Genomic DNA, 25969 nt, shown 5'->3' with positions numbered 1-25969 from the left:
TGTTTTGCGTGTGCAGCGTTTTGCCGATTTTTAGTAATTTTGTGGTTAATTTTGTAAAAAGTGGGGATTTTTGGGGAGAAATGGGGTAGAGTGGTGAGTAATGTGCATACGGCATAGTGCATGTTGAGTTAAGGAGGTGGAGTATGGTGCGTCGTGCTGCTCAAGAGCAACCGCAAAATCAAGCCAATACTTCATCTCAGCGTTGCCAAAATCCGGCTCAATCGACTGCAGAATCAAACGTTTCCCAACCTACGCAGATGCCACTGCAAGGGTCGGTGTCGGCGCAAATTCCGCAGCAATCATATTCTCAGCCTATTCAGGCGCAGCTCAATCAGCCAATTAATCAGCCAATTAATCAGGTTTATTATGCTGTGCCAAACGCAACGCAACCAACTGCAATGTCCTCGCTGCAACAGCAAGTGCCAACCTCGGCTTCTTACTCATCTCCTTCTGCCGTGGTTAATCAAGCTGCTCAGTGCACAACTATGCCTATGACATCTGTCCAGCCCGGAATTGCGCAGCCTGTAATGCAGCCTGTAATGCAGCAACCCGTAGTGCAATCCGTCTCCCAACTGCAAACCCCTATTTTGCTCGGTACTTATGCTCCGAAAATTGACGATAAAGGCCGTGTTGCGTTGCCGGCAAAATTCCGTGCGCAACTTGGCGGCGGTTTTGTGATGGCTCGCGGGCAGGAACGTTGCGTTTACGTACTTCCTATGGTTGAGTTTCAGCGCATGACCGCTCAAATCCAGCACACTTCTATGAGCAATAAGTCCGCTCGCGATTATTTACGCGTGTTTCTTTCTGGAGCGGTTGACGAGGAGCCGGATAAACAAGGTCGCATTGTTGTGCCGCCAATGCTCAGAGATTACGCCAGTTTAGGTGACGAAATAGTTGTTATTGGTGTTGGTACGCGCGCGGAAATTTGGAATAAGTCGGCTTGGGAAGCATATCTTGCGGATCGTGAGCAAGGTTATGCGGATATTGCCGACGATGTACTTCCGGCGGTGATGTGATGGCTGATGTGAAGACTGATATTACCGCTATTACCTCCATTCATGCGCCAGTATTATTGCAAGATTGTGTCGATTTAGTCACTCCCGCTTTGCAGCATGAAGGCTCAATCGTGGTGGATTGCACGCTTGGTCTTGCCGGCCACGCCACCGCTTTTTTGAAGGCGGCACCTTCCGCCACGCTTATTGGAATCGATCGCGATGCTGAAGCACTTGCGTTGGCGACTGAGCGCATGCGTAGTGAAGGGCTCGAGCAGCGTTTTATTCCGGCGCATGCTGCCTTTGACGACATCGACGAGGTGCTTCGCGAGAACCATATCGACGGCATTGACGCCGCTTTTATGGATTTAGGTCTTTCAAGTTTGCAAATCGATGAGGCTGATCGTGGTTTTTCGTATTCGCACGATACTGCTCTCGACATGCGCATGGATACCACGCAATCTGTTACTGCTGCAACTATTTTGGCAACTTACGACGTTCGTGAGTTAGCTAAGATTTTCCGCGAGTATGGACAGGAACGTTTCGCATCGCTTATTGCGCGTCGTATTGTTGAGGCGCGTCAGTCCCAGCCGTTTACTACTTCCGGTCAGCTTGTGCGATTAGTTGACGACGTTATTCCTAAAGCTCATCGTGCTACAGGTAATCCTGCAAAACGTGTGTTCCAAGCGTTGCGCATCGAAGTTAATGGCGAATTAGATAAGCTTCAGCGTACGCTTCCTAAGATTGCATTGCACTTACGTACGCATGGTCGTCTTGTAGTGGAGTCTTACCATTCGTTAGAAGATACTACAGTAAAGCGTTTTATGAGCCAGGGCTTAACGGTTGACGTTCCTGCGAATATGCCGGTAGTTCCTGACGATGCGCAGCCGTTCTTTGCGGCACTTACTCGGGGTGCGTTGAAGGCTTCGAAAGAAGAATTGGCGCGTAATACGCGTTCTTCTTCTGTGCGTTTGCGCGCTGTTGAGTTGGTTCGTCCTATTCCTCATCGTTGGATTGCTCGACTTGAGGATGCTGCTGGCAGAGCATCTCAAAAGGAGGTGCGCTGACATGGTTATTGGCATGAAAAGTCGTGTTTTGCGTTCAACTTCGTCTGCTTCAGCTCCGGCTGGTCGTGTGAAAGATGCCGCAACTCGTAAAGATTATTCGCATAATTCAGTTACTTCAGCTTTTCAAGCAGGTAAGGCTCACGCTTCGAGTGTTTCTGAGCGTTTCCATCGGGTTATGGCTTGGAGTAATACGCGTAAGGTTCCGCTTATTAATTGCGTTATTATCGTGATTTTTATGGTTGTGACGTTGTTGTCATCCCTTATGCTTCGTACGCAAATGGCTGAGATTTCTTTTGAACAGACTGCCGTACAGTCTCGTATTGCGCGGTTGCGTCAAGACGTTGAAACTACGCAGGCTAAGCTCGACACGCTTGAAGCTGAACTTCCTGCGAAGGCTCAAGAAATGGGTATGGTTCCGCAACAGGGTTCTATTGCGATTGACTTAAGTGATTACGCTGCGAAACGTAAGAATGGTGAAGCTGAGCGTAAGAAAGCGGATCGTCACGACGAAAAGCAGCAATCTTCGCAACAAAGCAGCCAAAGCAGCCAAAGTAGCCAAAGCAATCAAAGCCAGCAAAGCCAACAAAGCCAACAAAGCAATCAAAACAATCAAAACCAACAACAATCAGCAATACAGGAGAAACATTGATGCGCCACTTAATCAAACAACGTTTCGCCCAGCAGCAGACATTTGTAAGCAAATGCACTGTTATCGCTATAGTTTTTGCAATTCTCGCTTCGTGCGCAATTGTAAAGCTCAGTTTTATCCAGCTGATTAACGCACGTTCTACCGCACAGGCAGCGCAGGCTGAGCGTAGTCGCGTGCGCCCAATTCTTGCTCGTCGCGGTCGTATTCTCGACGCGAACGGCGCCGTTTTGGCACAGAGTGTTGAGCGTTACAACATTATTGGCGACCCGTTGAATGCTCAAGCTTTTAAACCTACTCCTTGCACGAAACAGACCGAGCATAACTGTCATATTCTCAATGGTAAGCCGGTTGAAGGTACGGGCGCTGTGGCGGTTGCTCGTCTTCTTGCTCCGCTGCTGCATATGAGCTCTGTTGAAATTGGCGGGAAGTTGGCTGGTGTTGGCCGTTACGCTTTACTTAAGCGCAACGTTACTCCAGAAGTGAAACGTGCTATTGATAAGTTGAATTTGTCTGGCTGCATTTATGCAGAAGAAAGTAGTGAGCGCGTGTATTCGAGTGGACCAATTCTTGGTTCGCTTATTGGTGCCGTCACCAGTGCAGATGAAGTGAATCGTAAGGATGTGAAAAACCGTAGAGGTGAGGTTGGTGTTACGGGACTTGAGCTTGCGCACGATTCAACATTGAACGGCGTGGACGGTTACCAGCGCTACCAAGGCAATAATGCTGGAAACGAAAAGATTCCGGGCACTGTTACCGAATATAAGCCTGCGGTAAACGGTAGTGATATTAAGCTCACTATTGATAGCGACGTGGATTGGTACGTTAAGAAAGTGCTTCTCGACGGTAAGGAAAAGTATAAAGCAAAGTGGGGTATTGCTGTTGTGCAGGACGTGCACACTGGTGAGATTCTCGCTTTGGAAGATACGGACGATATTACCGCTGGCAGCACTGAAGCTAAGCTGAATGTTTCTCGTGCGGTGAGCCAAACATTTGAGCCTGGTTCTATTGGAAAGGCTTTTGCTTTGGCGGGTATGTTGCAAACGAGAGCGCGTAAGCTGAGCGATCGCTTTGTTGTTCCTAACTCTATTGTTAAGAATGGTCAGCGTTACCATGACGCACTCGATCACGGCGCAGAAAACTTGACTCTTGCTGGCATTCTAGCGGAATCTTCCAACGTCGGTATGATTATGGCCGGTGAAACTTACCCGGTTGATAAGCGTTACGAATACATCGCTAAGTTTGGTTTAGGACGGTATTCCGGCTTGAATTTGCAGGGTGAATCTCGTGGTCTGCTTCCTAGCTTGGAATCGTGGGATGGCCGTAAGAAGGAAACGGTACTGTTTGGTCAGGGTTATGCTGTGAACGCTTTGCAAATTACGAACGCTATGGCGACTATTGCAAATAAAGGTGTTAAGTTACGTCAAACCTTAGTGAAGTCTGTTATAGATTCTAACGGTCATGTGACCAAATCTAAACGTCCGGAGGCAACGCGAGTTTTGGATGAGAGCGTTGCGGCCGACATGATGAACGCTTTGGAGAATTCAGGCGACCACTACCATAATTACACTGCTATAGATGGTTATCGCGTTGCTGCAAAAAGTGGTACCGCTGAGGTTGCTGGTCCTGACGGCAAGCTCACCTCGAATATCAGCGACTGGTCTGGTGCCATTCCTGCGGATAATCCTCGTTTCGTGATTACGGTTGTGTTGCATGATCCTCAAGGTGTGTATGGTGCTGTAACGGCAGGCCCACTGTTCAAGGCAATTGGCGAGTTTCTTATGCAAAAGTATGATATTCCAGCTTCCGCTCCTCGCACGAATCCAGCCCCAATTAATTGGTGACAGTGAGTGCGTTTGCGTTAGTCCACGTCAGCAGTGCTGCTATAGTAACGAAGTAGGGTGTTAGATGAACGCGGTTGATGAATATTCAAGAACTAGGGTTACGTTAGGTTTTGCTGCTAAAAACTACGGTTTTGAAGTAGTGCCGGCTTTCGCTGCGGACGTAACTATTACTTCGATTGCTCACGATGTGCGTAAGGTGAGGCCAGGCTGCTTGTATGTGCCGATTGGCCATATTGATCGCCGTCAGCTTGAGGCTGCGCGCGATGCAGGTGCTTATGCTGCGTTGGTGACTCCGGAGTTGCGTTCTGAGGCTGCGGAATTGGGGATGCCTTTGCTGGTTTCGTCGGTGAATCCAGTGGCTCTTGGGAAACTTGCTTGCGATATTAATGCGGACCCTTCTTCGTGCGTTGCAACTTTTGCTGTTGCTGGTGATGACGACGACGATATTCATGCTAACGTGATTCGTTTGGCTGACTTTTTGCACATGCTTGGCAATCCAGTTGGCATTATTAGCGACGCTGGTTCGAGTTCTTTGCAGCGTGAGTTGTCGTTGCAGTATCCGCTTCATATTGCCGACGTGCAGCATGTGCTGTCGGTTTGCGTGGAAGACGGTGCGGCGGCCGTTGTTATTGCGTTAAATTCGGCGACGCTGTCGAAGAATGCGTTACAGTCAGTAAATATTGATGTGTTGGGTGCTGAGCAGACGCATCGCGCAGCAGAGGATGCATCTTCGTCTGGATACGCAACAGCGAATACTAGGGCGACTGAGCAGCTTTCATTAAAAGCGCCAGTTTCGGCCGTACCTCCTGTTCCAACCGTGCAGCTTACACCAACTGAGCCGTCTACTTCTTCCCAATCTAATTCTTCGACTGTTGATTCTGCGCAAGCCGAGCCTACTGCTTCTCAGGCCGCGTCTGCTTCTGTGGAAAGCGCCTCTCAACCAAGCGGTGATTCCCAAGTCGAAAAAGTTTCTTCTGACACATTACCTGCAGTTGCGGCACTGACAACTACCACTTCTCTGCTCGATTTGCCGCCAGCTGCTCCAACCATGAGTTTTTATTCTTTGCGTCAACGCTACGGTTTTTGCAGCAGGGATCACGCGTATTGCGTCACCCGTTCAGCCGATTCCGACGAATTAGCTGCTTTAGCTGATCAAATTGGTGGCAAAGATGTGCACCGACACCTTTCCTTGTCTATTGCAATGGTGTTGGCTGCTGGCGTGCGTCGGGGAACCATTAAAAGTGCGTTGCGAGTTTCTCACGAGTTGCGTTAGTATATGTAATTTCGCGATTTTGTTGCACGCATAGTTGCTGTGCAAGTCGTGTGAGTTTGTAGTTTGGAGGATGTATGAGTTTTGTGGATTATGTTCACATGATGCCGATGACCGTTGGCGATATTGCGAAAGCGGTGAATGGAGAGCTTAGTGGCGGCAATGCTGACGATACTGTAACTTCGGCGTGTAGCGACTCTCGTCAAGTTAAGCAAGGTTCTGTTTTTGTGGCAATGGTTGGTGAGCGCGTAGATGGGCACGATTATGTTTCCAGTGCGCAGAATTCCGGCGCTGTTGCTGCTATTGTTGAGCATATTGTTGACGGCGTAGATATAGCGCAGATTGTGGTGAATAATTGCGTTGAAGCGTTGGGGTTGCTTGCGCAATATAATTTGCGTCTTCGTCGTGCTTCCGATAATCCGTTTACGATTGTTGGTATTACGGGTTCAGTTGGTAAAACAACTACGAAAGATATGTTGCATGCTCTGCTGAGCACTATTGGGGAAACGGTGGCTCCTGTCGGTTCGTTTAATAACGAAATTGGTTTGCCGCTTACAGCTTTGCAAGTGAACGATAAGACGCGATTTTTAGTGGCGGAGATGGGCGCTAATCACGTTGGCGAAATCGCAGCGCTTACGAATATTGCTCCTCCTGACGTTGCTGTCGTGCTGAAAGTAGGTACAGCTCACTTGGGTGAGTTTGGTTCCGTTGAGCGTATTGCACAAGCAAAAAGTGAGATTGTTCGCGGTCTTGTGCCGCATGGCATAGCGGTGTTGAATGCTGACGATACGCGCGTTAGTGCCATGGCTAATTTGGTTGATAAGCAGCACGCTCGTTGGTTTGGTAAAAATACTAGCGACGGATTGTTGGAATCTGCGGCTGCTGGTGAGTATCAGTTGTGCGCTAGCGATATTGCGTTGGATTCGTTAGGAAAACCAATTTTTACTCTTACGGAACGCAATTTTAGTGCAAAATCGGCTCCAAATACTAGCGAGGATTCAAATACTAGCGAAAACTCTTATGATACTTGCCAAGTCCAGGTGCATCTCGCTTTGCCGGGTGCGCATAATGTTATGAACGCGCTCGCCGCGGCAAATGTTGCGCGCTTGCTGGGCATGAATCTTCGTAATATTGCTGACGTTCTTTCGCAAGTTGCGCATATTAGTCCTCACCGTATGCAGCTGAGTACAGTGCATAACAATGGTGAGCAGTTCACGCTTATTGACGACTCGTTTAATGCAAATCCTGATTCCATGAAAGCTGGTATTGACGGTTTGTGCGCGTATGAGCGTGCTGACGGGCGTGATTCTTCTCAACTGTTCCGTATTGCTGTACTCGGTTCTATGCTTGAACTTGGTGGCAGCGAAGACGAGTTGCATGAGAAGATTGGTTCGTATGTTGCTCATGCCGGTGTCGACGCTGTGGTGGCGGTTGGTTCGCAAACTGATGCAACATTGGATCATCTTGCCCAGTGCATAGTGAGCGGTGCGCGTCAAGACTGGCAGCATAAGGCCCTTAGTGCTGATGATGCGTTGCATGTTGTGCATAGTGCTGAGGCTGCGGATGCTGTAGTGTGGAAGTTGGTGGCTGCACATCCGAGTAGCGTGGTGTTATTGAAAGGATCGCATGCTTCAGGTTTGAGCGTGTTGGCTGAGCGTTGGGCAACATTACTGCCCGCTGGTAGTGCTGCTCGCAAACAAGACTAAAGGCAAGCGTAACAGTAAAACGGAGGTTTAAGCGGTGATTGCGCTTATTGTTGGAATCGTGGTGTCGCTCGTGGTGACGATTGTTGGCACACCACTGCTTATTCGTTTGGTGCATCGTTTGCACTACGGTCAGTATATTCGTCAAGACGGTCCTCAAACGCATCTTATTAAGCGTGGCACTCCAACCATGGGCGGTGTGGTTATTAATCTTGCCGTGGTTGTTGGCTGGGCGGCTTCCGCGTTGTACCGCTACTTGTCAATGGGACGCACTCCTTCCTGGTCTGCATTTCTTGTGCTGTTTGCCATGCTTTCCATGGGTTTGCTTGGTTTTATTGATGATTTTGCTAAGGTTCGTAAGAAGCAGAATCTGGGCCTTTCGGTGCATGCTAAGCTGATTGGACAGATTATTTTTGCTAGTATTTACGCGCTGTTAGCGTTGCTGCTTCCTACACAGTCTGGTATTGCGAGCGCTCAAGCTGGTATGAGTTTTATTGAGCGTCCTTTCCTTGATTTTTCTGTTCTTGGCAAGTTTGCTGGCATAGTCGTGTTTATTATTTGGGTTAATTTCCTTATTGCGGCTTGGTCTAATGCGGTTAATTTGACTGACGGTCTTGACGGTTTAGCTACTGGCTCGTCTATGATTGCTTTCGCCGGTTACGCTTTGATTGCTTTTTGGGAAAGTTATCATGTGCGCGGTGGCGGTCATTTTGGTTTCTCTTACGCCGTTTCCGATCCTCTCGACTTAACTATTATTGCCGTGTGTGCTGCGGTTGTGTGCTTCGGCTTTTTGTGGTTTAATTCCAACCCTGCTCAAGTGTTTATGGGCGATACTGGTTCCTTAGCTTTGGGCGGCTTGTTTGCGGCACTTTCTATTGCTACGCACACTGAGTTTTTGGCGGTTATTTTGGGTGGCTTGTTTGTTTTGGAAGCGGCGAGCGATGTTATTCAGGTTGGTTTCTTTAAGTTGACGCATAAGCGCGTGTTTAAGATGGCTCCTATTCACCATCATTTTGAACTTTTAGGTTGGACAGAGACCAAGGTTGTGGTGCGTTTCTGGATGATTGAGCTTATGTTTGTGCTGTCGGCGTTGATGATTTTCTACGCCGATTGGGCGGGGCGCTCAGGATTGTTGATTTAATCAATGTTTGGTTTGTTGGTAAGACGTAAGAAATCTTAGGTAAGTTTGGTGAGACCTAAATAAGATTTAAGTAAGGGTTACGTAAGGCTTAATTAAGACTTAGTTAAGTCTTACGTAAGACTTAAGTTACGTAAGACTTAACTAAAACTTAAGTAAGGAAGCATCAAGAAGGCAGTAATATGAATACGTCTCATTATGATTCGTCTTTCGCATCTCAAATCGCATCTCAAATCGCATCTCAAACTAATGCTGGTGATGGTGCTTTTGCGTTCCGTCGCGTGCTCGTGGCTGGTCTTGGTGTTTCTGGTCGCGGCGCTGTGTCAGTGTTGCGTGCGGTTGGTGTGTCACCTGTTACGGTGGATGAGTGTAAGCCTGAAGCGGATATTCACGACTTTTCTGCAATTGACTGGTCGAGTATTGATGCTGTGGTGACGTCACCTGTTTTTAATCCGCGTACGCCATTTTTACTCGAGGCTGCTAAACGCAATATTCCTGTTATGAGTGAAGTTGAGTTGGCTTGGCGAGTGCGCGTTGCTACGGAGCATACGCATCAGCCTGCTTACTGGATTGGTATTACCGGCACGAATGGTAAAACTTCTACTACGGAAATGACGTCTGCTATGCTCACCGCTTGTGGCTTGAACGCTCCTGCCGTGGGAAATATTGGAAAGTCTGTGTCTCACGCTGCTTTGGAGCCTGAACACGATGCGCTGTGTGTGGAATTAAGCTCCTTCCAGCTTCATTTTACTGATTCTTTGGCGCTCGATTGTGCTGCTATCACTAATATTGCTGCCGACCATTTGGATTGGCATGGCGGTATGGAAGCGTACGCTTACGACAAGTCGAAAGTATTTAATAACGTGCGTAAAGCTTTAGTTTATAACGCTCAGGACGAGCGGGTTAAAGCTTTGGCGTTTGCGGCGATTGTGTCGGAAGGATGTAAGCGTATTGGTTTTACTTTAGGCGCGCCTCAAGCTGGGGAAATTGGTGTTGAAGACGGTTGGATTGTTGATAACAGTGGCGTCGCTGGGGGTGTTGCTGGCAAGCCGCAGCGCATTGTGGCGTTGCGGGATTTGCAACACTTGTGTGAGCCTGATGGCACGGTGTATCCGCATTTGTTGGCTGATGCGCTTACGGCTTTGGCGTTGGCTCTTGGCCTAACCGGTAATGTTGAGGCTGCTGTTTCGGCGTTGGTTCAATTTGCTCCTGGCGGGCATCGTATTCAAACTGTGGCAACGCTTCCTTGCACAGACGGTGATGTTGCTCATGCGATTCGTTTTGTGGACGATTCTAAGGCGACGAATGCGCATGCGGCTGCGGCTTCTTTAGCAAGTTTTGCAGATAATTCAGTTGTTTGGATTGCTGGCGGCTTGGCGAAAGGCGGCCATTTTGAAGATTTGGTAGCTAAGCAGCGTCACGTTATGAAAGCTGCAGTGGTGATTGGTGTAGATCAGCGTCCGATTGTTGAGGCGCTTCACGCGGCCGCGCCGGATATGCCTGTAACGATTGTTGCTCCTGACGGATCTGGCGTTGAGTCTTATGCGAAGGTTAGCGATTGCGTGCTCAGTAAGGTTGAGAGCAGTTCGCTTATTTCAGCAAATTCTTCATTCGGTGAAGCGGTTATGCGTCAGACTGTTGCGGCCGCTGGAAGCTATGCGCAGCCTGGGGATGTGGTGTTGCTGGCGCCAGCTTGCGCTTCTATGGATCAGTTCGTTTCGTACGCGGATCGCGGCAATCGCTTTGCTCAAGAATCTCAACGATGGGTGCACGATCATGGTAGTAAACAGCAGTAATCCGAAGCGGTGGTTAGGCGCCTTAAAGAATTTGGTGCGTGGTAATAATACTCGCGCTCGCAAGCTGGCGTCGCGAAAAGCAAGTGGCGCGGCCGCTGTTGCGCCTCAATCTTCTGTTCAGAACGCCGCCTCTCGTCAAGCCGCCGCCCCTCGCCAAGCTTCGTCTGATAGTTCGCAAGATTCATCATTGCGCCAATACATGGGCTGGCGCAGTCTTATTAACCCGTTATGGTGTTTATACGGCATGCGGGTATCAGTAGTGATACTTTCGATTTTCGGCTTATTTATGGTGTTCTCAAGCTCCTCAGTCACCATGATTACGTACGGTGCAGCACCGTGGGGCCAGGGTGTCAACCAAACGCTTTACTGCATTTTGGGAGCTATAGGCTACATTTTTGCTTCTCGACTTCCTATTTCGTACTATCGTCGCTACATCGCCGTTATTTATACGGTTTCTGCAGTGGCACAGTTCCTCACCTTTGTGCCGGGACTTCGACGCGAGGTGAACGGTAACGCAGGTTGGATATCAATAGGACCTATTACGTTGCAGCCTGCCGAAATTACGAAACTCGCCTTATGTATTTGGCTTCCAGTAGCGCTACTTGCAGCAAAGCAAGCGTATAAATGTGTGCAAATGCGCGCGTATATTCCCGCAGCTGCAGGACTCGGCCTATCCCTGCTGCTCGTTATTGCTGGCAAGGATCTTGGAACCGCCCTAATTATTATTTTCATAGCTTTAATAGCGTTCTATCTCGGCGGATTCCCAACGCGTTGGCTGGTAGGAAGTATCGCTGTAGCAGTAGTGCTGGTGGCGCTTTTGGTATTAACAAGCCAAAACCGTATGCGGCGTATTCTCGCAACACTCCACGGATGTGACGCAAAAGCTGCCCGAGGCGTGTGCTTCCAAGCCATTCACGCACAGTACGCCATGGCTTCCGGCGGATTACTTGGAGTAGGTATCGGCAATTCTCGAGAAAAATGGAATTATTTACCTTACGCGCACAACGATTTTATTTTCGCTATTATCGGCGAAGAAATGGGATTCCTCGTGGCGGCCGCAGTAGTCTTACTGTATATCGTGATTGGCTGGTGCATGATGTCCTCAGCATTGCAAGCGGAATCTAAATTTATTTCCATATCCTTAATGTGTATTGCCACCTGGATCGTAGGGCAAGGATTAGTAAATATTCTGGTAGTAGTACAGTTGCTGCCGGTTATGGGCGTTCCTATGCCGTTCGTTTCTGCAGGAGGATCGTCGTTAGTGATGTGTCTTGTTGCGGTTGGTGTGGCGGATGGTCTTATGCGAGAAAACCCGCAGCTAAAAGTAGCAAAATAGTAGCAAAATAGTAGCACGCTTATGCGGCAACAGAACAACAAGAGGCAAGTTATGAACACTAACAATAACAACCAGCACGACGTGCATATTGTTCTCGCAGGAGGGGGCACTGCGGGACACGTCAACCCGCTGCTGGCCGTCGCGGACGCGTTGAAAAAACGTGCGCCTCAAGCAAATATTAGTGTAATCGGCACAAAAGTTGGTTTGGAAAGTACTTTAGTTCCGCAGGCCGGTTACGAACTCGACACTATCGAAAAAGTGCCGTTCCCGCGTAAACCAAATATGGCTGCTCTTACTTTTCCTATTCGTTGGTTGCGTGAAAAACGCAAAGTTCGCGACATATTAGCGCAACGAAAAGCAGATATTGTTGTCGGCTTTGGCGGCTACGCTGCAGCCCCCGTGTACTCTCAAGCTCACGCGCAGCATATTCCGATTGTTGTTCACGAACAAAACGCAAAAGCTGGCATGGCAAACAGGCTGGGCGCTCGCTGGGCAACCAAAGTGGGAACGGTGTACGATACTACGGGTTTGCGCGCTCGCAAAGGTGTCGAAGTGGAGCGAGTCGGATTGCCGCTTCGACCAGCTATTGCGCAACTGTGCGAAAAATTTGAGGAAGATCGCGATGCTGCGCGCATGGAAGGTGCCTACCAACTCGGTGTTGATCCTCGACGACCAATTATTCTCGTAACCGGCGGGTCTTTAGGAGCACAAAGCCTTAATCGGGCTGTAGCGGGCGCCGCAAGCGACATATTGCAGCATGCGCAAGTAATTCACTTAACTGGCCGCGCAAAAGCGGAAGAAGTTCGCAATATTGTTGCGCAACAAGTGGGTCAATCGCAAATAAACGATATTAAACCGGAACATGCAGGATTGGGCGACTACCATATTGCGGAATATTTAGAAAGAATCGACTGGGCTTTTGCGTGTGCAGATTTAGTTATATGCAGGGCTGGTGCTGGAACGGTTGCGGAAATTTCTGCATTGGGACTTCCCGCAGTGTATGTGCCGCTTCCAATTGGCAACGGTGAGCAGCGTTTTAATGCGCAGCCTGTAGTTGACGCTGGCGGCGCCATAATGGTGGAGGATGCCGACTTTACTGCAGAATGGTTGCGTGAAGAAGGATTGACGTTGCTGCAAGATGTGAATCGTCTTAAAACGATGCGTAAGCAAGCGTGGAGCTACGGAATTCGCAACGCTGCAGACGTTATGGCACAGCGTATTCTTGGAGTCGTAAGTGAAGGTGGGGATTATGACGACTGATACTAGTAATGCTGCTTCATCGTTGGGTACGGTGTGCAATCGTATTAATTTGAACCCTATACAAGCGGCATTTGACGATTCTCAAAGCGTCACTACGCTCGGGCGAGTGCATTTCATCGGCATCGGTGGAGCCGGCATGAGCGTACTAGCGGAAATGCTCCACGAAGAAGGCGTAAGCGTTAGTGGATGCGATAGGGAAGCAAACGACCACACTCAACATTTAGAAACGCTAGGTATTGAAGTAGCAATTGGACAAAATTCTTCCCACGTCGAACATGCCGACATACTCGTATATTCAAGCGCTATTAAACCGAACAATCCAGAAATCGTAGCTGCATACGAACGGGGGGTAAAACTCGTTCACCGCAGCGATATTCTTGCGTTACTGCTTGCCAACAAGCGCGGAGTTACGGTAGCGGGTGCCCACGGCAAAACCACTACAAGCTCACTGCTCGCGCACATACTTACCACCGCAGGAACGGGAGAACTTGCGGATCCAAGCTACGCTATCGGCGGCTCGATACAAGCGGCAGACGGTGCGGTTATCGATGGAGGTCACGCAGGCAAGGGCAGCGTTATGGTTGCCGAAGCCGACGAATCCGACGGAAGCTTTGAAAAATATCGTCCAGCAATCGCAATCGTAACAAACGCAGAAGCGGATCATTTAGACCACTACGGTTCCAGCGAGCACTATCGCGAAGCATTCTGCGAACACGTAAGTCACGCCGTAAACAACGTGATTATATGCGCGGACGACGATGGTGCTCGTCAAGTGCTTGAGGCGATGCCGGATTCAACTTTGCGCATAAGCGTTGCGTATGGTGACGAAAATACTTGGAAATCAAAGGTGAGCGCGCGCGTACAAAAGTTAACAATGTTCGCTGCAATCGACCACGAAACTGAGCAAGCTGGTAGCGGAAGGGAAGTGTTTACGCTTGTTTTGCCGGAAGCTCTAGCCGATAATAATGCTCGCAAAGTGCAAGTTAGCTTACTTATTCCAGGCTTACACAACGCGCGCAACGCTTCGGCTGCGATTCTTGCTGCAGTGTTGCTCGGCATGAATCCGGAAGATGCTGCGCGAGGTGCGGCAAGTTTCCGCGGTGCGTCTCGTCGCTTTGATATTCGCGGATGTGTTAACGGCGTAACGGTTGTGGACGACTATGCACATCACCCAACCGAGATTGCTGCGTTACTTCGCGCAGCTCGCAGACGTTATCCTTCCGCCCAATTGTGCGTGCTATTCCAGCCGCATCTGTTCTCTCGCACGCGCTCTTTTGCCGACCAATTCGCTCAGGCGTTGGCACTTGCAGACGATGTGATTGTTACGGGCATTTTCCCGGCTCGCGAAAAGCAGGAAGATTTTGCCGACATACATGCGTCGACCATTGTTGATGCCGCACGTGCGCAGGGGCTTTCCACGCCAATGGAAGCGGTGGAAGATATGCGCGAGGCTGCGTTGCGTTTGGTGGCGCGTGCGAGCGCTGGCGACGTGTTGCTAACCGTCGGTGCGGGGAGTATTACCGCTATGACTGCTGTTATGCTAGAAGCGCTGTAGGCTGCGGCTGATTGGCAAGGCTTGCGTGCGTGATAGACGTGCGCTTGCTGATAGAATATGGTGAATACCAAATAATCGTTGTGAAAGGTAACGGCATGGGACGCGTGGTGGTGAGCAAATCAGACGATGCTGCTGCAAAAAAACCGCATCCTCGTGCCGTTTCCAGCGTTAATTTGGCGCAAACCGACGAGCAACGCGAAATCAGCCGGTCTCAAACTGGTGTTGTAAAAACTACTACCGCGCGAGTTGCGATACGAAAAAAATCAGTTGCGCAACAAAGGTTTGTTTCGAATTCGAAAGTTGCGTTTAATAAAAAAGACGTATCGAATAGAAAAGACGTATCAAATAAAAAAGCTGTATCGAATAATAAGAATAATAACAATAATAAAAACAATAACAGCAATAGAGTCGTATCAAACAGAAAAGCCTCCTCGAAAACAGCTGCAATTAAGCAATCTGCAATTAAGCAAGATTCGACTGCCGAAAATCAGCCTTCCTTGCGCAATCGCGTGGTTGCCAATAGCCAGCCTTCAAACCAGCGTCAAGGAAAGTTTGTAGACGCACGGCGACTGCCAGGTTTGGACTTCGTGAAAAAAACGTTAAATCAGACTTCCGGCTCGCTTGGCATGGTTACGCGACCTCGCATTATTGATTTTCGTGAACGGTTGCAAGAAAAAAAGTCGGCTTACTTGCACTTCACTGTTCGTCGGGTCGTAACCATAGTGCTTATTCTTGTAGCGGTTTGCGCACTTTCGTGGCTGCTGTTCTTCTCGCCCGTATTTCGTCTAAAAGCTAGCAATATCAGTATTTCCGGTTCTAACGAATGGGTAAGCAAAGAAAAAATTGCTTCTATTGCTTCAACGCAAGTAGACAAATCACTATTTTTGGTGTCGTCGCAGGAAGTAATCGGGCAACTCAACGATATTCCAGGCGTAACCGAGGCAAAAGTAAACAAAGAATTTCCGCAAAGCTTGCAAATTATCGTGCGCGCGCAACGTCCTGCAGCGATGTTAAAGACTCGCGGAGAAAGCAAGCTTACGGCGGTTGATGCCCAAGGACGCGTGCTTAATGCGGTAGCGCACGCTTCCACCCAAGGCATACCGGTAATTGAAGTGAGTAATATTGATCGCAGTTTGCGCAGTCGTGCAGTGTTAGAAGCGGTGAAAATTGTAAGTTCGCTGCCGGAATCTTTGCGTATAAGAGTGACGCAAGTGATTGCAAAAACGCAGGATTCGGTGGAGACGGAATTGGGGGGAGTGCACCGCACTATCGTATGGGGTAATTCTTCGCAGCTTGCGCTAAAGAAGGCAATTGTTGCCAAAATTATTGACGATCCAAGCAAAATTGGTGACAAACATTGTCTCGACGTGTCCGCTCCGGTGCGACCGATTCTTAAATAACAGAACAATATAGGTGAGAATATAGCGGGAGTAAAGCGAGAATATATATTGTCTCAGCTTGCTGTATAATAGTAATTCGTGTGTGCCAACGGCGTGCCTTATGTAATAGGCGTGCGGGTTGGGATATCCCAAGTGCCAAAGATAGTGCGCAGTAATGCGTGGCTGGAGGTGCGAGGGCCATCGGGCCGGTGGACTGTGGCTTTTACTCTTTAACCGATTCATGCGTTAAGGTGTGCTGCAGTGTGGCGGTTTTCACCAAACAGAACATATCAATGAATCGGAGAACTTAAGTTGCCTACGATTGAACAACTTGTCCGCAAAGGACGTCAGGCCAAGCCGAAGAAGTCAAAGACTTTGGCCTTGAAGGGTAGCCCGCTGCGTCGTGGCGTGTGCACCCGTGTGTACACCACCACTCCTAAGAAGCCAAACTCTGCGCTTCGTAAGGTTGCTCGTGTGCGCCTCAGCTCGGGTATTGAAGTAACCGCCTACATTCCAGGCGAAGGTCATAACTTGCAGGAGCACTCCATCGTGCTCGTGCGTGGTGGCCGTGTGAAGGATCTCCCAGGTGTTCGTTACCACATCGTGCGTGGTGCGCTCGATACCCAGGGTGTCAAGGACCGCAAGCAGGGTCGTTCCCTGTATGGAGCAAAGAAGGCGAAGTAAAACATGTCACGTAAAGGACCTGCAAAAAAGCATCAGCTGCTTCCTGATCCAATCTACGGCTCGACCGTCGTGGCTCAGTTGATTAATAAGATTCTTCTCGATGGTAAGAAGTCCATCGCAGAAAACATCGTCTACACCGCTCTTGAGCAGGTGAAGGCAAAGACCGAGCAGGAGCCAGTTTCCGTATTGAAGCGCGCTCTTGACAACATTCGTCCAAGCCTCGAGGTTCGTTCCCGCCGCGTCGGTGGCGCAACCTACCAGGTTCCAGTCGAAGTGAAGCCTGCTCGCGCAAACACTCTTTCCCTCCGCTGGCTTACTGACTTCTCCCGCGCTCGTCGCGAGAAGACCATGGCTGAGCGTTTGGCTAACGAAATTCTCGATGCCTCCAATGGCTTGGGTGCTTCCGTGAAGCGCCGCGAGGATACCCACAAGATGGCAGAAGCAAACAAGGCTTTTGCTCACTATCGCTGGTAATCCACAAGATAATCGGTATCTTAAAGAGCTAAGGATAAGAATATGGCACAAGATGTGCTTAACGACCTGAATATGGTTCGTAATATCGGCATCATGGCACACATCGATGCTGGTAAGACTACTACCACCGAACGTATTCTTTACTACACTGGTAAGAATTACAAGATCGGTGAAACTCACGATGGCGCTTCTACCATGGACTTCATGGCTCAGGAACAGGAACGCGGTATTACTATTCAGTCTGCTGCAACCACCTGCTTCTGGAAGCGTCAAACTCATGACGTTGATGACCGTTACCAGATTAACATCATCGATACCCCAGGCCACGTGGACTTCACCGCTGAGGTGGAGCGTTCCCTGCGTGTTCTCGATGGTGCTGTGGCAGTCTTCGACGGTAAGGAAGGCGTGGAGCCTCAGTCTGAAACCGTGTGGCGTCAGGCAGATAAGTACAGCGTTCCACGTATTTGCTTCATCAACAAGATGGATAAGCTTGGCGCTGATTTCTACTACTCCGTCAAGACCATCAAGGAGAAGCTCGGCGCAACCCCACTCGTTATTCAGCTTCCAATCGGTGCTGAAAACGACTTCCTTGGCGTTGTCGACTTGATTCGCATGAAGGCTTACGTCTGGAATGACGTTAAGGACGATATGGGTGCTCACTACGACACCGTCGACATTCCTGCAGATTTGCAGGAGCGCGCCGAAGAATATCGTGCCGAACTTATGGATCAGGTTGCTGAAGCTGACGACGAATTGGTTGAGAAGTATCTCGAATCCGGCGAACTTACTGAAGAAGAAATGCGCGCTGGTATTCGTAAGCTTACAATCGAACGTAAGGCCTTCCCTGTAACCTGCGGTTCCGCATTCAAGGATAAGGGCGTTCAGCCAATGTTGGATGCCGTTGTCGACTTCCTTCCAAGCCCAGAGGATGTTCCATCCATTAAGGGCTTCAAGCCAGGCGACGAATCCGTTGAAATCGACCGTAAGCCAGTGAACACCGATCCATTCGCAGCATTGGTCTTCAAGATTTCGACCCATCCATTCTATGGCAAGCTCGTGTTCGTGCGCGTTTACTCTGGCGAAGTGAAGCCAGGTGATTCCGTGTACGATTCCACCAAGTCCAAGAAGGAACGCGTCGGCAAGATCTTCCAGATGCACGCTGATAAGGAAAATCCTGTAGATTCCGCAGAAGCCGGCAACATCTACACCTTCGTTGGTTTGAAGAACGTCAGCACTGGTGATACCTTGTGCGACGAAAAGAACCCAATCTCTTTGGAATCCATGACCTTCCCAGATCCAGTTATCGAGGTGGCTGTGGAGCCAAAGACGAAGGCTGATCAGGAAAAGATGAGCTTGGCTTTGGCTAAGCTTTCTGACGAGGATCCTACCTTCCAGGTTAAGACTGATGAAGAATCCGGTCAGACTTTGATTTCCGGTATGGGTGAGCTTCAGCTCGACATTATCGTTGATCGTATGCGCCGTGAGTTCAAGGTCGAAGCGAACGTTGGTAAGCCACAGGTTGCTTACCGTGAGACGATTCGTAAGGCTGTTATGAACCAGGAATACACTCACAAGAAGCAGACCGGTGGTTCTGGTCAGTTCGCAAAGGTTTTGATGAACTTCGAGCCTCTCGATACGGAATCTGGCGAAACCTACCAGTTCTTCAACGAAGTCACCGGTGGCCACATCACCAAGGAATTCATTCCTTCCATCGACGCAGGCGTGCAGGAAGCTATGGAATCCGGCGTGTTGGCAGGCTTCCCAGTCGTGGGCGTCAAGGCTACCGTCACCGACGGTCAGACCCACGATGTCGATTCTTCGGAAATGGCCTTCAAGATCGCAGGTTCCATGTGCTTCAAGGAAGCTGCTCCAAAGGCTAACCCGGTAATTCTCGAACCAATCATGGCCGTCGAAGTCCGTACTCCAGAGGAGTACATGGGCGACGTCATGGGCGATTTGAACTCTCGCCGCGGTAACATCCAGTCCATGACTGATGCAACCGGCGTGAAGGTCATCGACGCCAAGGTGCCGCTGAGCGAAATGTTCGGCTACATTGGCGATCTTCGTTCCAAGACTCAGGGCCGCGCAATGTTCACCATGCAGATGGACTCTTACGCGGAGGTTCCGAAGGCCGTTTCGGACGAGATTATTAAGGCTCAGCGCGGCGAATAAAGCGCACGCTACTTCGGTGTTTTCTGTCCCCGGTCAACGCTAGAATTTCCTACGTTGACTGGGTTCTGGCACCGAAGTGGCACCTAACCCAGAAACCCAGTAATATGTAGCGAAAGACCTCTCACAAATGTGTGAGGCAAACTACGAGACGTCCAGGAGGACAAACACATGGCAAAGGAAAAGTACGAGCGTACTAAGCCGCATGTTAACATTGGTACCATTGGTCACGTTGATCACGGTAAGACTACCTTGACCGCGGCTATTTCTAAGGTGCTGCATGGCGAGTATCCAGATCTGAACCCTCAGTATGACTTCGATCAGATTGATGCCGCTCCAGAAGAGAAGGAACGCGGTATTACCATCAACATCGCCCACATCGAGTATCAGACCGCTGAGCGTCACTACGCTCACGTGGACGCTCCAGGCCACGCTGATTACGTGAAGAACATGATCACCGGTGCTGCTCAGATGGATGGCGCAATCCTCGTGGTTGCTGCTACCGATGGTCCTATGGCTCAGACCCGTGAGCACGTTTTGCTCGCAAAGCAGGTCGGCGTGCCGAAGATCCTCGTTGCTTTGAACAAGTGCGATATGGTTGATGATCCAGAACTTATCGACCTCGTCGAAGAAGAGGTTCGTGACCTCCTCGAAGAAAACGGCTTCGATCGCGACTGCCCAGTCATCCGCACCTCTGCTTACGGTGCTTTGCACGATGATGCTCCAGATCACGACAAGTGGGTAGAGACTGTCAAGGAGCTCATGAAGGCTGTTGACGAGTACATTCCAACCCCAACTCACGATCTTGACAAGCCATTCTTGATGCCAATCGAAGATGTGTTCACCATCTCCGGTCGTGGTACCGTTGTCACCGGTCGTGTTGAGCGTGGTAAGCTCCCAATCAACACCCCAGTTGAGATTGTTGGTTTGCGTGACACCCAGACCACCACCGTTACCTCCATCGAGACCTTCCACAAGCAGATGGATGAGGCTGAAGCTGGCGATAACACTGGTCTTCTTCTCCGTGGTATCACCCGTACCGACGTTGAGCGTGGCCAGGTTGTGGCTGCTCCAGGTTCTGTGACCCCACACACCAAGTTCGAAGGCGAAGTTTACGTCTTGACCAAGGACGAAGGTGGCCGTCACTCGCCGTTCTTCTCCAACTACCGTCCACAGTTCTACTTCCGCACCACCGACGTCACCGGCGTTATCACCTTGCCAGATGGCGTTGAGATGGTTCAGCCAGGCGATCACGCAACCTTCACTGTTGAGTTGATCCAGGCCATCGCAATGGAAGAGGGCTTGACCTTCGCAGTTCGTGAAGGTGGCCGTACCGTTGGTTCCGGTCGTGTGACCAAGATTCTTGCCTAGTATTTTCTCTAACTGAAAGTATTAGCTAAGGCTTAACAAAGACCCCGCGAGGAAACTCGTGGGGTCTTTTTGTATTCGTGCGCGATTTTTCCTTTACGCGGCTGTAAAGTTTTAATCGCTTTTTCGCAAGATTTCGATTTTTCCTTTACAACGATGTAAAGTTTTAATCGTTTTTTCGCAAGATTTCGATTTTTCCTTTACAACGATGTAAAGGAATAATCGGTTTGCTGTTTTTTGGAACATTTGCCGGAGTTTTTTCTCCGGAAAATGTTGCTGTTTTGGCCATTTTTTGGAACATTTGCCGGAGATTTTCCGGCGTTTGTTGCTGAATTTGCGTAATTATGGAACATTCTCCGGAGTTTTTTCTCCGGAAAATGTTGCTGTTTTGGTGGTTTTCTGGAACATTTGCCGGAGTTTTAACTGGGTTTTGTTGCTGGATTGGCTGGTGTTTGGCTGGTCTTGTAAATAGTTACTCTGATGAGCCTCGAAAGTTTTCAGCATCGCAGGCGCGACGACCTGCTTTCGCGCAGCATTGTGCGCGCGAAGGCAACTCGGAGCGTGAGCTTGCTCAAGTTGAAAGCACGGTGTGCTTTCAACGCAAGCTCAGTAGCGAGCGCGCCTAGACCGCGCGAGCGTTTTGGCCATTTTTTGGAACATTTGCCGGAGATTTTCCGGCGTTTGTTGCTGAATTTGCGTAATTATGGAACATTCTCCGGAGTTTTTTCTCCGGAAAATGTTGCTGTTTTGGTGGTTTTCTGGAACATTTGCCGGAAAATCTCCTGCGTTTGTGGACTTGGGTGGTGGGTAACGTTCGCGTTTGGAGCGCAGAGCGCATAATAAAACCCTGCCAAATACTGATTCGGCAGGGTTGAATAACTAAGCAACTAACACACGTATGTTAGTTTTAGCGTTGTTAGTCTCTATTATCGCCAAGCAACTGCAGCAAATAAATGAACATGTTAATAAAGTCCAAATAAAGCTGGAAAGCGCAGAAAATCGAAAGTTTCTTTACCATCTCCGGCTGATCCGCGTAATTATTAAGCAAGGCGCGAGTCTTCTGAGCGTCGTAAGCCGTCAGTCCAGCGAAAATAATGATACCGATTGCGGCCACAAGTCGCAAAGTTCCAGCGCCAGGTGCCACAAACGAAAGAATAATCTGCGCTACCACCAGCACCACCAACGCAACCATCAAAATCGGACCCATCTTAAGCAAGTCCTTCTTAGTGGTAAGCGCAAGCATTGTTAAGCAGAGGAAGAAGCCCGCTGTAAGCGCAAACACAAGAGCCACAGATCCCAGGCTAAACGCCAGGAAAACCGTGCTCATAGTAAATCCTGTCAGCACTGCGTAAGCGTAGAACAAAATGCGTACCGTGGTGGTGCTCATTTTCATCAAGCGAATACCCATAATAAGAGCAATCGCAATTTGCGCAACTACCAGCAGAATCCAACCAAGCCCGCGCGTCGCAACCATAAAACTAATGAAAAAGTTGCCGGTTTGCGTGAACATTGCAGTAAGAGCGGTAACAATAAGGCCCAGCGTCATCTCGCCATAAGTGCGGCCAACCGAAGTGCGTTGTGCTTCCTCAAAAGCGTACGTGGCGTGCGTGTCAATAATAGTAGGATTTTGCGTGCCACTATAAAATTGCTGTTTCAAATCTGCCATTTTTCTCCTTAAAAGATACAAGACGCTAACAATATAATGTTTTCATATCATGTTATCTAAATCATCTTAAAAAATGCTAAAAAATGTAAAGCAATTTAGTACGTTTGCACAAATATACTTTCGTAGCGTCTTTACGCAGCGTCTTCACGAATTGCGATCAGGCGCTTCCTCAACTTGAGGCGCACCATTAATATCGCGGTGAATACCCTGCATTTGTGCCTCAATATTCTGCAAACTCAGCGCGCAATCAAGCAAGGTCTGCGAATGTTCTGCCAACTTCGCGTCCGGCAAACCAGCCTTGTAGCGCAACGCGTGCTCCAAACTAGCCCAGTAGTCCATCGCAATCGTGCGGAACTGCACCTCAACCGGCGTGTAGTGCGCGCCCGATGATAAGAACACCGGCACGGCGTAAATCACGTGCAAACTACGGTAGCCATTCGGCTTAGGATTTTTAATATAATCCTTGACTTGCAGCACCTGAATGTCGGTTTGCTTAGAAAGATACTGCGCTACCGAGTACACGTCGTCGCGATAGTTGCAGATTACGCGGATGCCGGCAACGTCGAAAAGATTGTCGCGAATTGAGCGAGTGGAAATGTCGAGATGGCGACGCTGCAGCTTCTCAAAAATGGAGTGCACGGACTTAAGGCGGCGTTCCATGTGGTGAATCGGGTCGTGGGAGAAGCGCACTTGAAACTCGCTGTCGAGAATCTCAAGCTTGGTGCTGATTTCGTACATTGCGCCTTCGTACACTTGCATCATGTTCACGAATTCGTCGATTTGGTCTTCCGGCAGCGTTGGGAAGTCGGATTTGCCGCAGTGGGGGCAATTGTGCTGGGCGTGCGCATGTTCGTTTGTATTAGCGTTATTGTCAACGCCCTGCTCACTAATTGCCTCGTTCATTGCTTCGTTGCTGTGAAGTCGGGCATACAATTCTGCTGCGTTTACGCGATTATGACGATCAAGTATCACGAGTAACTATCATACTCGAGAATCTGCTAAGCGTGTTTGAGATTCGTTAGACGGCGGGTGCGTGGGGTAAAAGTATAATATTTAAGATAAGTCAGATTTGTATGTGCGTAAGTTAGGATTGCGCGAGTTAGCGTTGCGCGAGTTAGGATTGCGTAAGTTAGCGTTGCGTAAGTTAGCGTTGCGCGAGTTAGCGTTGCGTAAGTTAGCGTTGCGCGAGTTAGCGTTGCGTGAGTTAGCGTTGCGTAAGTTAGCGTTGCGCGAGTTGAGGAGTGTGCCGTGTCGGAAAACAAGCAGAACAACATTCCGAAAGTGATTTCAATAGTTGGCCCAACGGCTTCCGGCAAAACCGGCCTGGGTATTGCGCTCGCTAAAAAACTAGCCGAGCGCGGGGTGCGTGCGGAAATTATCAATGCAGACGCGTACCAAATGTACAGGCGTATGGATATTGGCACGGCGAAAGCGAGCGCTGAGGAGCAGGCGGAAGTGCCTCATCATCTGCTGGATATTATCGATCCGGAGGAGACGATGACCGTGGCGCGTTTCCAAATGCTTGCGCGGCAGTGTATTCGCGAGCTACAGTCGTGTGGGGTGCGGCCGATTTTAGTTGGAGGATCGGGGTTGTACGCGCGCGCCGCCGTGGATGATATTACTTTTCCGGGCACGGATGAGTCTGTGCGTGCGGCTTTGGAGGCACGCGAGCGCATGGAAGGTGCGGGCGCGCTTTTCGCAGAGTTGCAGCGGAAGGACCCGGTTGCGGCTGCTCACATGGATGCGCGTAACCCGCGCCGCACAATTCGCGCGCTTGAGGTGATTGAGCTTACTGGGAAGCCTTATTCCGCCACGCTTCCGCGGTATAAGTACGTGATTGATTGCGTGCAGATTGGTTTGGATTTGCAGCGTGAGGATTTGGACAAGCGCGTGAATCTGCGCACGCAGATTATGCGCGAGCAGGGGTTTGTGGATGAGGTGCGCGAAATTCGCGGGCGTTTGGGAGTTACGGCGGCGCGCGCGCTCGGCTACCAGCAAATCATGGATTATTTGGATGGCGTGTGGAGCGAGGATGAGGCTTTTGCGGATATTGCGCAGAAAACGCGTCGGCTTGCGCGTAAGCAGATGGGCTGGTTTGGCAGGGATGCGCGCATCCACTGGTTGGATGCGTTGCGTCCGGATCTTGTGGATGCTGCGCTCGCGTTGGTTGATTCTGCGGATGCGGGGGAGTTCGACGGCGACAGTTCCGACGCAACTGAGCACGCTACTCAGCACCATCTCGGATCCGTTAAAAAATAGCGGAATTTGGCTAAGGAGCGACATTTGCTTTACATACGCATACAGAAAATGTCGGAATATCGCCTCGTCCTATGATCTTATGGTATTATTAACGAAATATTTTGTAGAATGTATTTTACTTTTGTGTGCGTGATAAGTTTGTTGAAAGGAGATTAAATATGAAAGCTTTAGACATAGCATCAATTTTTATTGATCGATACGGGAAAAAGCTAGCATTAACCAATCTCACTTTGAATAAACTAGTATATTTTGCGCAAGTGGAATCGTTGCGTAATAATCCTGAGCGTCCGTTATTTACGGATGAAATTCAAGCTTGGGAATATGGTCCTGTAGAGCCTAGCGTTTATAACGAGTTTAAGCAGTTTGGGCGGAATCGTATTTTCAATGCGCCTAATCACGAAACTAACCAGTATGCTGATCATATTGTAGATACTGTTGTTGAAAAATATGCTTGGATGAATGCGTTTGATTTGGTAAATTATGTGCATCGTGCTGGTGGTGCGTGGCACAATGTGTATGATGCTTTGCAAAGTAAGCCGATTCTCGTGCAGAATATTTTGCAATCGTCAGATGTTACTTCGTATCCTGCTAAGAAGAATACGTTTATTAGTGCTGTAGATGCTGTAAAAAAACAGTATCCGAATACTTTGCGTATTCTTGGTGACGCATGAGCCAGTATGATGCTCTTGTTTGGAATGAGGAACAGATTGTTGCCTTCGCAGAAATAGTGTGTTCTATTCAACGAGAGATTGTTGATACAAGCCAAGGACTCGCTACTGTTAAGCAAGAAGTTCAGGGCAGTGTTGAAAATGTTTTGTATTCTTCATTTGCGATTATTTTTGATAGTTCTCCAGCTGATCGAAATAACTATACGGATATTTTTGACCAAATTGCTGACTTTGCTACGCATCTTGCTAAAGACCATATTTTTCCTGATGCCAATAAGCGCACGACAGTATTAACGTGTGTAGCTTTACTTCGCAATAATGGAATTATTCTTGATATTGAGGATAGTGCGAATCCTTTTGACAATGATTTATATAAGTGGATTCAGAATATTGTGGAAGGTAAGATTGCTCGTGCTAGTTTAGCTGAACAGTTACGTTCGCATGCTCATTTATTATCGAATGAAGTTAATTAATTAGATTTTGACGCGTAGCTTAAGTGTTGAAAACATTGGGTTTTACTACAAAAAACGCCACTGTTTGAGCAGTGGCGTTTTTGCGTTTGTGGAGTCGCGGGGAATTGAACCCCGGTCCGGTGACCGTACCCTCGGTCTTCTACGTGCGTAGTCTGCTGGCCGTGTGGCAGTTTTTCTGCCCCCATGTTATCGCAGACAATTCATGGCGAGCATATCTACAGT

Annotated in this window: 21 protein-coding genes and 2 pseudogenes; 19 read left to right on the top strand and 4 right to left on the bottom strand. The window is 49.1% G+C overall.

What is annotated here, in order from left to right; genetic code table 11:
• Window positions 1–143 precede the first annotated feature (143 nt).
• The 16 genes from mraZ (at window position 144) to tuf (ending at window position 20684) form a co-directional block, all read left to right on the top strand.
• Entirely contained in the window at window positions 144–1016 is an 873-nt protein-coding gene (gene mraZ, locus AXE77_RS02500) for a division/cell wall cluster transcriptional repressor MraZ (RefSeq protein WP_116711957.1), read from the top strand.
• Entirely contained in the window at window positions 1016–2059 is a 1044-nt protein-coding gene (gene rsmH, locus AXE77_RS02495) for a 16S rRNA (cytosine(1402)-N(4))-methyltransferase RsmH (RefSeq protein ID WP_116711956.1), read from the top strand. The genes mraZ and rsmH overlap by 1 nt, the downstream gene beginning before the upstream one ends.
• Before the next feature lies 1 nt (window position 2060).
• A complete protein-coding gene (gene ftsL, locus AXE77_RS02490; protein ID WP_116711955.1) occupies window positions 2061–2708 on the top strand; it encodes a cell division protein FtsL in 648 nt (215 codons plus the stop codon).
• A complete protein-coding gene (locus AXE77_RS02485; RefSeq protein ID WP_116711954.1) occupies window positions 2708–4549 on the top strand; it encodes a peptidoglycan D,D-transpeptidase FtsI family protein in 1842 nt (613 codons plus the stop codon). Before ftsL ends, AXE77_RS02485 begins: the two co-directional genes overlap by 1 nt.
• 64 nt (window positions 4550–4613) lie before the next feature.
• On the top strand, window positions 4614–5822 hold the full coding sequence (locus tag AXE77_RS02480; protein ID WP_116711953.1) for a UDP-N-acetylmuramyl peptide synthase: 1209 nt from the start codon (window positions 4614–4616) through the stop codon (window positions 5820–5822).
• A 74-nt stretch (window positions 5823–5896) separates the two neighbouring features.
• A complete protein-coding gene (locus AXE77_RS02475) occupies window positions 5897–7525 on the top strand; it encodes a UDP-N-acetylmuramoyl-tripeptide--D-alanyl-D-alanine ligase (RefSeq protein WP_116711952.1) in 1629 nt (542 codons plus the stop codon).
• Window positions 7526–7559: 34 nt separating this feature from the next.
• Window positions 7560–8663: a phospho-N-acetylmuramoyl-pentapeptide-transferase gene (mraY, locus tag AXE77_RS02470; protein WP_116711951.1), complete on the top strand. Its 1104-nt coding sequence runs from the start codon at window positions 7560–7562 to the stop codon at window positions 8661–8663.
• 179 nt (window positions 8664–8842) lie between these two features.
• Complete coding sequence (gene murD / locus AXE77_RS02465) at window positions 8843–10456, top strand: UDP-N-acetylmuramoyl-L-alanine--D-glutamate ligase (RefSeq protein WP_116711950.1); 1614 nt, start codon at window positions 8843–8845, stop codon at window positions 10454–10456.
• A 199-nt stretch (window positions 10457–10655) separates the two neighbouring features.
• A complete protein-coding gene (locus AXE77_RS02460; RefSeq protein ID WP_116712066.1) occupies window positions 10656–11792 on the top strand; it encodes a peptidoglycan glycosyltransferase FtsW in 1137 nt (378 codons plus the stop codon).
• 51 nt (window positions 11793–11843) lie between these two features.
• Window positions 11844–13052: an undecaprenyldiphospho-muramoylpentapeptide beta-N-acetylglucosaminyltransferase gene (gene murG / locus AXE77_RS02455; protein WP_116711949.1), complete on the top strand. Its 1209-nt coding sequence runs from the start codon at window positions 11844–11846 to the stop codon at window positions 13050–13052.
• Window positions 13042–14607: a UDP-N-acetylmuramate--L-alanine ligase gene (gene murC / locus AXE77_RS02450; protein WP_116711948.1), complete on the top strand. Its 1566-nt coding sequence runs from the start codon at window positions 13042–13044 to the stop codon at window positions 14605–14607. The genes murG and murC overlap by 11 nt, the downstream gene beginning before the upstream one ends.
• Window positions 14608–14858: 251 nt before the next feature.
• The gene (locus AXE77_RS02445; protein ID WP_430886646.1) at window positions 14859–16007 is read left to right on the top strand and encodes a cell division protein FtsQ/DivIB; all 1149 of its coding nucleotides are present in this window, start codon (window positions 14859–14861) and stop codon (window positions 16005–16007) included.
• Window positions 16008–16298: 291 nt separating this feature from the next.
• Window positions 16299–16670, top strand: coding sequence for a 30S ribosomal protein S12 (gene rpsL, locus AXE77_RS02440; RefSeq protein WP_003813881.1), 372 nt, complete (start codon window positions 16299–16301; stop codon window positions 16668–16670).
• Between the two features lie 3 nt (window positions 16671–16673).
• Window positions 16674–17144 (top strand): 30S ribosomal protein S7, encoded by a 471-nt coding sequence (rpsG, locus tag AXE77_RS02435; RefSeq protein WP_075523050.1) that lies wholly within the window; start codon window positions 16674–16676, stop codon window positions 17142–17144.
• A gap of 42 nt (window positions 17145–17186) precedes the next feature.
• Window positions 17187–19316, top strand: coding sequence for an elongation factor G (gene fusA, locus AXE77_RS02430; protein ID WP_116711946.1), 2130 nt, complete (start codon window positions 17187–17189; stop codon window positions 19314–19316).
• A gap of 168 nt (window positions 19317–19484) precedes the next feature.
• The gene (gene tuf, locus AXE77_RS02425) at window positions 19485–20684 is read left to right on the top strand and encodes an elongation factor Tu (RefSeq protein WP_116711945.1); all 1200 of its coding nucleotides are present in this window, start codon (window positions 19485–19487) and stop codon (window positions 20682–20684) included.
• Between the two features lie 913 nt (window positions 20685–21597).
• Here tuf and AXE77_RS02420 read toward each other — a convergent pair.
• From AXE77_RS02420 to AXE77_RS06945, 4 genes and pseudogenes are all read right to left on the bottom strand, one after another.
• Window positions 21598–22347 carry a Bax inhibitor-1/YccA family protein gene (locus AXE77_RS02420; protein WP_116711944.1) on the bottom strand — a complete coding sequence of 250 codons (750 nt, stop codon included), beginning with the start codon at window positions 22345–22347 and terminating at the stop codon, window positions 21598–21600.
• 144 nt (window positions 22348–22491) lie between these two features.
• Entirely contained in the window at window positions 22492–23319 is an 828-nt protein-coding gene (locus AXE77_RS02415) for a GTP pyrophosphokinase (protein WP_116711943.1), read from the bottom strand.
• A 26-nt stretch (window positions 23320–23345) separates the two neighbouring features.
• Window positions 23346–23531, bottom strand: a pseudogene (locus tag AXE77_RS06950) (pentapeptide repeat-containing protein); the annotation flags it as partial.
• Window positions 23518–23613, bottom strand: a pseudogene (locus AXE77_RS06945) (hypothetical protein); the annotation flags it as partial. The pseudogenes AXE77_RS06950 and AXE77_RS06945, both read right to left, overlap by 14 nt.
• On the opposite strand from AXE77_RS06945, the gene miaA reads away from it, so the two are divergent.
• The 3 genes from miaA to AXE77_RS02395 all read left to right on the top strand — a co-directional run bounded on the left by miaA (window position 23596) and on the right by AXE77_RS02395 (window position 25747).
• On the top strand, window positions 23596–24606 hold the full coding sequence (gene miaA, locus AXE77_RS02405) for a tRNA (adenosine(37)-N6)-dimethylallyltransferase MiaA (protein ID WP_116711942.1): 1011 nt from the start codon (window positions 23596–23598) through the stop codon (window positions 24604–24606). The pseudogene AXE77_RS06945 and the gene miaA sit on opposite strands and share 18 nt — an antisense overlap.
• Window positions 24607–24764: 158 nt before the next feature.
• On the top strand, window positions 24765–25277 hold the full coding sequence (locus tag AXE77_RS02400) for a Panacea domain-containing protein (protein ID WP_116711941.1): 513 nt from the start codon (window positions 24765–24767) through the stop codon (window positions 25275–25277).
• Window positions 25274–25747 carry a Fic family protein gene (locus tag AXE77_RS02395; RefSeq protein WP_116711940.1) on the top strand — a complete coding sequence of 158 codons (474 nt, stop codon included), beginning with the start codon at window positions 25274–25276 and terminating at the stop codon, window positions 25745–25747. Before AXE77_RS02400 ends, AXE77_RS02395 begins: the two co-directional genes overlap by 4 nt.
• Window positions 25748–25969: the final 222 nt, after the last annotated feature.

The sequence above is a fragment of the Gardnerella massiliensis genome (genome assembly GCF_003408845.1).
GTDB lineage: Bacteria > Actinomycetota > Actinomycetes > Actinomycetales > Bifidobacteriaceae > Bifidobacterium > Bifidobacterium vaginale_H.
Note: the sequence above shows the minus strand (reverse complement) of the source record. Positions and strands in the feature narration are given on the sequence as shown.

Excerpts from the sequence above, each read along its gene's own strand:
- mraZ (WP_116711957.1), top strand. The coding sequence starts at position 144 with ATGGTGCGTCGTGCTGCTCAAGAGCAACCGCAAAATCAAGCCAATACT.
- rsmH (WP_116711956.1), top strand. The coding sequence starts at position 1,016 with ATGGCTGATGTGAAGACTGATATTACCGCTATTACCTCCATTCATGCG.
- ftsL (WP_116711955.1), top strand. The coding sequence starts at position 2,061 with ATGGTTATTGGCATGAAAAGTCGTGTTTTGCGTTCAACTTCGTCTGCT.
- AXE77_RS02485 (WP_116711954.1), top strand. The coding sequence starts at position 2,708 with ATGCGCCACTTAATCAAACAACGTTTCGCCCAGCAGCAGACATTTGTA.
- AXE77_RS02480 (WP_116711953.1), top strand. The coding sequence starts at position 4,614 with ATGAACGCGGTTGATGAATATTCAAGAACTAGGGTTACGTTAGGTTTT.
- AXE77_RS02475 (WP_116711952.1), top strand. The coding sequence starts at position 5,897 with ATGAGTTTTGTGGATTATGTTCACATGATGCCGATGACCGTTGGCGAT.
- murD (WP_116711950.1), top strand. The coding sequence starts at position 8,843 with ATGAATACGTCTCATTATGATTCGTCTTTCGCATCTCAAATCGCATCT.
- AXE77_RS02460 (WP_116712066.1), top strand. The coding sequence starts at position 10,656 with ATGGGCTGGCGCAGTCTTATTAACCCGTTATGGTGTTTATACGGCATG.
- murG (WP_116711949.1), top strand. The coding sequence starts at position 11,844 with ATGAACACTAACAATAACAACCAGCACGACGTGCATATTGTTCTCGCA.
- murC (WP_116711948.1), top strand. The coding sequence starts at position 13,042 with ATGACGACTGATACTAGTAATGCTGCTTCATCGTTGGGTACGGTGTGC.
- rpsG (WP_075523050.1), top strand. The coding sequence starts at position 16,674 with ATGTCACGTAAAGGACCTGCAAAAAAGCATCAGCTGCTTCCTGATCCA.
- fusA (WP_116711946.1), top strand. The coding sequence starts at position 17,187 with ATGGCACAAGATGTGCTTAACGACCTGAATATGGTTCGTAATATCGGC.
- tuf (WP_116711945.1), top strand. The coding sequence starts at position 19,485 with ATGGCAAAGGAAAAGTACGAGCGTACTAAGCCGCATGTTAACATTGGT.
- AXE77_RS02420 (WP_116711944.1), bottom strand. The coding sequence starts at position 22,347 with ATGGCAGATTTGAAACAGCAATTTTATAGTGGCACGCAAAATCCTACT.
- AXE77_RS02400 (WP_116711941.1), top strand. The coding sequence starts at position 24,765 with ATGAAAGCTTTAGACATAGCATCAATTTTTATTGATCGATACGGGAAA.
- AXE77_RS02395 (WP_116711940.1), top strand. The coding sequence starts at position 25,274 with ATGAGCCAGTATGATGCTCTTGTTTGGAATGAGGAACAGATTGTTGCC.